The following is a 4,789-nucleotide window of genomic DNA, read 5'->3' as shown; positions in this document are numbered from 1 at the left end:
TTTTAAATCAAGCGGCCTTGACGGCCAATACCGGGCAAGGAACCGAGAGCAGGATGTCTTGGGCGACACTGCCCAAAATGAGTTTTCCGACCGCCGAGCGTTTCCGGAGCCCGATGATCAGCAGCGACACCTGAAGCGAGTCGACCAGACCTTCGATCTCTGCAACCGCACTTTTACCGCGCACAAACTGCTTGAATTCAGCATTGAGACCCGACTCAGCCAGCAACTTTTCAACACGTTCAACATCCTGAACATCCGATTTGGACGGATCATCTTGTTGTCCGCCGGGGCTGGCATTGACCACCACCAAACGCTCCTGCCGGCGTTTGGCTATTTCCAGGCCTTTGTCAAGCGCGGCCTGTCCTTCGGGACGTGGCGCATAGGCTACGAGTATGGTCATCGGTTTCTCCTTTTTTGAATCAAATTTAGTTGAACGACCCGCCGAACAGACGTTATAGAAGTACGTCAACGCATTTGGTTGTTCGTCTTAACTTTTCATTTTGGCACAGGAGCCGGGCAATTTGGGTCGGATGCCTTGCGCCGGAATTTGAAATTTTTTTCACAACAACTGCTTGAGAATTCACTCCATCTCTCGCTAGCGGAGCCTGTAGAGGCCCCGTATCAGCGTGGCAATTCGCCAAACAGGCTGGCCTTCTTGGTATCGCCGTAACTCAGGTAATCCGCGAGCTGGACGTCGGCCTTGGGGATGTGAAAAAGGGCCCAATGCTGGATGAAACCCTCCATCTCATTTCTGTCGAGCTTATCGTCTGAAATCTGCTGGCTCAACACATTCAAGCGACTGATGAGCAGTTGGTGCGACTTGACATGCGACTCGTAGCTGGGGAAGCCAGCCCGTAGCATCAAGTCCTCTTCATACGCAAAATGGTCACGCGTGTACTGAAACAAATCACGGGCACAGGACACCAGCGCCAGCTTGTCTTGGGCAAGCAGAAACTTGTTTGCCAACGCAAACAAATACTGGTGCTGGCGATCAATCTCGGGATCACCGACTCTGAAACTTTCATTCCACTCAAGAGACATTTCTTTTCCTGAAGCTGCTGTTTAATTCAGCATAAACACACACATCCTGGCTGCATCGACTTGCGATTTGTCAACGATTACTAAGATGAAGGTGATTCAAGTCTAAAGCACCCAAGGCCAATCTGCTTGAAAAAATGGGGCTTAGGCACGCGCCACCGCCAAATCACTCCAGCAAGTGGTGTAACCCGGCGTGCGGCGTTCCTGCTTCATGGACCAGGCCCGGCGCTCACCGGCCAAACCCGCGCTGGCCATCAGCACCGTGCCTCGGCCATAGCGCAAATTCAGCTCATCCAGCGTGGCCATCAGGTTGCTGCGAGTGGGCGCCTCGTCGTCCTCCAGCGCCAACTCGCCCTGAACGATGGCGTCCGATTGCAGGTCCAGCAGCATCACGCCCGCTTTGGCCAGTTTAAAACCCGGCCGGTAGATCGCCCGCAAGCCCGCCAGCGCAGCGCCCACGATCACGCCCGTGTCGGCACTAGGGCGACGCAGCGGCACGATCAGGGAGCGGCTGTATTGCGCCTCGGGCCGAAACGGGCTGGTGCGAATAAAACACAGCACCTGCCCGGCCAGGCTGTGTTGCTGTCGCAGCTTCACGGCCGCCCGGCTGGCGAACTCGGTCACGGCCTCGCTCATGTCCGCCAGTGCCGTCACCGGATGCCCAAATGAGCGCGTGCAGGCAATCTCTTGCTTGGGCTGGGGCGCGTGGTCCAGCTCAATGCACGGTGTGCCCTGTAACTCACGCACCGTGCGCTCCAGCACCACCGACCAGCGGCTGCGCACCATCGCCGGGTCCAGTCGGGCCAGATCCAGCGCGGTGGTGATACCGCCTTCGCCCAGTTGCTTGCTGATGCGCCGGCCCACGCCCCAGACTTCATTGACGGCGGTGGCGGCCAGTACCGCCTCCAACTCGGCGGGCATCAAAGCCGCCAGATTGCAGACCTGCGCCAGATGGTCAGGGTAGCTGCCAGGTTTGCGCTCGGCGGTTTTGGCGATGTGGTTGGCCAGCTTGGCCAGGGTCTTGGTGGCCCCAATGCCAATGCCACACGGAATGCCGACCCACTGCAAAATGCGCGAGCGAATCTTGTGGCTGCGCTCCACCAGATTGCCACGCACCCCGCGCATGTCAATGAAAGACTCATCAATCGAATAAACCTCCTGGCGCGGCCCCAAGCCCGCCGCCAGGCTCATCATGCGGTCGCTCAGGTCGCCATACAGCGCAAAGTTGGCCGACAAAGCCACCAGCCCGTCTGACTCGGCCAGGTGGCGAATCTTGAACCACGGCGCGCCCATGGCAATGCCCAGCGCCTTGGCCTCATTGGAGCGGGCAATGGCACAGCCGTCGTTGTTGCTCAGCACCACCACCGGGCAATGGTTCAGGCTGGGCCGGAATACCCGCTCACAGCTCACGTAAAAATTATTGCCATCGACCAGCGCATACATAGCGTGCCTCTATTTAGATCTCGCCATCACACGACAAACTGCTTGATGCAGCTGGTGACCACGCCCCAAACCTCAATCGTCTGGCCGTCTTTGGGCACGATGTCGGGAAAAGTCGGGTTGGCAGCCTTGAGCTTGATGCGCCCGGCCCGCTGGTACAGCAACTTGACCGTAAAGTCGCCATCCACCACCGCGACCACGATGTGGTTGTGGCGCGGCTTGATGGCGCGGTCGACCACCAGAATGTCGTTGTCAAAAATACCGGCTTCGACCATCGACTGGCCACTGGCGCGCAAAAAATAGGTGGCCTGCGCGTGCACCACCAGCATCTGGGTCAGGTCGATGCGCTGCGCGCCGAGGTCTTCAGCGGGTGACGGAAAGCCCGCGCAGACCCGGTTTTTGAGCAGCAGCGCCAACAGCGGTGCGTCAGACAGCAGCACCGGGGCTTGTGGCGAAATAATACTGATCATCCGTACAGTGTATTTCACAATCACCCCAATGTACATCGCCGGGCGATAATCAACGCCCCCATGAAAGACCACTACGCAACCCTCGGCTTAGGCAGCGCCGCGACGCTGGCCGACATTAAAAAAGCGTTTCGCCAAAAGGCGTCTCAGCACCACCCTGACAGAAACGCGGCAGCGGAGGCCCCTGCCCGCTTTCGGGCGGTACAAGAAGCCTACGAAGTGCTTTCCGACCCGGACAAACGTCAGGCTTATGACGACAACCGCCGGCGCAGCCTGTTGGACAGCCCGATCGAGACGGCGCGCGACATTTGGCAAAACTACTTCAACCCTTTACTGTAAAACCACCCGCCATGAAACTCTCACCCTACTTTATTCAGTTGCGCTCAGCTTACGAGGCTGAACTCGACGATTTGACGTCCGACTCCGAAGGCCATGATGTGTTGAGCAAGCGCTTGGCCGAGAAACGCAAGGAACTCAAATTCCTGATCCAGATGATGGAACTCAGCCCCGAAATGGTGGCGGTGATTTTTCACCGGGGTTTCAGCTTCAAACTGCCCGCCGTGATGGACCACCTGCTGCTGTCCGAGTCCGATGAACTGCCGGAATGGGACAGCCTGGCCGATGCCGTGCAACTGGCCCCGTGGGCGCAAACGCTGGCCCAGGAGATTCTGAAAGCCCCCATGGGCGCCTGGTTTTTAACTGTGGCGGCCGCGCTGGAATACATGTACGCCAAGCCCGGTGCCCGCCCGGTCACCGCCGCAGCCCACGATGAAGACACCGATGGCGAGAACGACGGTGAAGAAGACAGCGACGGCGAGCGCAACGAGCAGGACGATGAAGATGAGGAAGAAGCCCGGGTGCGCGAAGAAGCAGGCGCTGACTGGATGGTTGAGCAAGGCTTTGACCGCAAAGACCGCTCATGAGCACCAACTACCTGGCCTTGATCGAAAAAACCCAAAGCCTGATTGCGGCGGGCGACATCACCGGTGCCGAGTCGGCGCTGGTGGAGTTGGCCGACGCCGAGGGCGACTCGGCGCTGATGGTGGTGCTGGCGCAACTGCCGCCCAAAGACATCCTGGCCGTGATCCGCGAGTACGACAACTCCAAAGAGTCGATCATCAACATGGCGGTGACGCCTGACCAGTTTGCCCGCGCTGTGGTGATTGAGAAACAGTACAAAGACCTGACCCGCACCCACCTGCGCGGCATGGTCAATTCGGTCATTTTTCGCGAGGGTGCGGAACCGGTCGAGTTCCTCAGCGCCATGGGCGACCTTGAAGGCGGCAGCGAGGCGCTGGCCGACTACTTTTCTGAAAAGTGGAGCCGGATTGAGGCCTTTGCCCGCACCGGTACCTTTGACACCGTGGAAGAAGACGGCGAGATGCTGTCGGAGACTGCGCTGTTTGCCTCGGCCTATGTGAAGCCCCGTCTGGAACAGGACGAAGTCGCGGACCAGGACTGGATGGAGCTGGCCTGGATTCTGCGCTACGAACTGCCCGACCTGTTCATTGAAACCGTGCTGGTGCTGCGCGCCAAAGCCCGCGCCCACGACCTCGGTCTGGACGAGGAAGAAGAAGCCGAAGAAGACGACGACCGGGTGGAAACCGGCGACACCGACCGCGGCAAAGCCACGCCCGTCACGCGGGAATCGGACGAGGAATCGGCCATTTAAATGCCCAAGCACACGCCCTCCGCCGCCGCCGTCTCGCTGTATGACACCCGTCCGTTCTTCGAGAAGGCGCTGCAATACGGGGTGCAACACGGCATCATCGACCAGGACAAGCTGGACGCCATCTGCACCGATGCCCCCAAAGGCATGGTGCAGATTGCGCGTTATTTCGGCA

At 59.0% G+C, this 4,789-nt stretch carries 7 protein-coding genes; 3 read left to right on the top strand and 4 right to left on the bottom strand.

The genetic code is table 11. From position 1 onward, the window contains the following. Positions 1-7: 7 nt before the first annotated feature. The 4 genes from WCG50_RS17590 to umuD form a co-directional block, all read right to left on the bottom strand. Positions 8-400, bottom strand: coding sequence for a universal stress protein (locus WCG50_RS17590; protein ID WP_336900895.1), 393 nt, complete (start codon positions 398-400; stop codon positions 8-10). Between the two features lie 221 nt (positions 401-621). Then, complete coding sequence (locus WCG50_RS17585) at positions 622-1,041, bottom strand: hemerythrin family protein (RefSeq protein WP_336900894.1); 420 nt, start codon at positions 1,039-1,041, stop codon at positions 622-624. A gap of 141 nt (positions 1,042-1,182) precedes the next feature. Next, the gene (locus tag WCG50_RS17580; protein WP_336900893.1) at positions 1,183-2,481 is read right to left on the bottom strand and encodes a Y-family DNA polymerase; all 1,299 of its coding nucleotides are present in this window, start codon (positions 2,479-2,481) and stop codon (positions 1,183-1,185) included. Between the two features lie 26 nt (positions 2,482-2,507). Beyond that, positions 2,508-2,948, bottom strand: coding sequence for a translesion error-prone DNA polymerase V autoproteolytic subunit (gene umuD, locus WCG50_RS17575; RefSeq protein ID WP_336900892.1), 441 nt, complete (start codon positions 2,946-2,948; stop codon positions 2,508-2,510). A 60-nt stretch (positions 2,949-3,008) separates the two neighbouring features. On the opposite strand from umuD, the gene WCG50_RS17570 reads away from it, so the two are divergent. The 3 genes from WCG50_RS17570 to WCG50_RS17560 are packed head-to-tail and all read left to right on the top strand — an operon-like array spanning position 3,009 to position 4,617. After that, positions 3,009-3,284, top strand: coding sequence for a DnaJ domain-containing protein (locus WCG50_RS17570; protein WP_336900891.1), 276 nt, complete (start codon positions 3,009-3,011; stop codon positions 3,282-3,284). Between the two features lie 11 nt (positions 3,285-3,295). After that, complete coding sequence (locus tag WCG50_RS17565; protein WP_336900890.1) at positions 3,296-3,868, top strand: hypothetical protein; 573 nt, start codon at positions 3,296-3,298, stop codon at positions 3,866-3,868. After that, complete coding sequence (locus WCG50_RS17560; RefSeq protein WP_336900889.1) at positions 3,865-4,617, top strand: hypothetical protein; 753 nt, start codon at positions 3,865-3,867, stop codon at positions 4,615-4,617. The genes WCG50_RS17565 and WCG50_RS17560 overlap by 4 nt, the downstream gene beginning before the upstream one ends. The last annotated feature ends 172 nt before the right edge of the window (positions 4,618-4,789 follow it).

The sequence above is a fragment of the Rhodoferax sp. genome (assembly GCF_037143375.1).
GTDB lineage: Bacteria > Pseudomonadota > Gammaproteobacteria > Burkholderiales > Burkholderiaceae_C > Rhodoferax.
The sequence above is the reverse complement of the archived record's forward strand: the minus strand, read 5'-3'. Positions and strand labels throughout refer to the sequence as shown.

Bases quoted from the DNA above. Each gene is read 5' to 3' on its own strand.
- WCG50_RS17590 (WP_336900895.1), bottom strand. From the start codon at position 400: ATGACCATACTCGTAGCCTATGCGCCACGTCCCGAAGGACAGGCCGCG.
- WCG50_RS17585 (WP_336900894.1), bottom strand. From the start codon at position 1,041: ATGTCTCTTGAGTGGAATGAAAGTTTCAGAGTCGGTGATCCCGAGATT.
- WCG50_RS17580 (WP_336900893.1), bottom strand. From the start codon at position 2,481: ATGTATGCGCTGGTCGATGGCAATAATTTTTACGTGAGCTGTGAGCGG.
- umuD (WP_336900892.1), bottom strand. From the start codon at position 2,948: ATGATCAGTATTATTTCGCCACAAGCCCCGGTGCTGCTGTCTGACGCA.
- WCG50_RS17570 (WP_336900891.1), top strand. From the start codon at position 3,009: ATGAAAGACCACTACGCAACCCTCGGCTTAGGCAGCGCCGCGACGCTG.
- WCG50_RS17565 (WP_336900890.1), top strand. From the start codon at position 3,296: ATGAAACTCTCACCCTACTTTATTCAGTTGCGCTCAGCTTACGAGGCT.
- WCG50_RS17560 (WP_336900889.1), top strand. From the start codon at position 3,865: ATGAGCACCAACTACCTGGCCTTGATCGAAAAAACCCAAAGCCTGATT.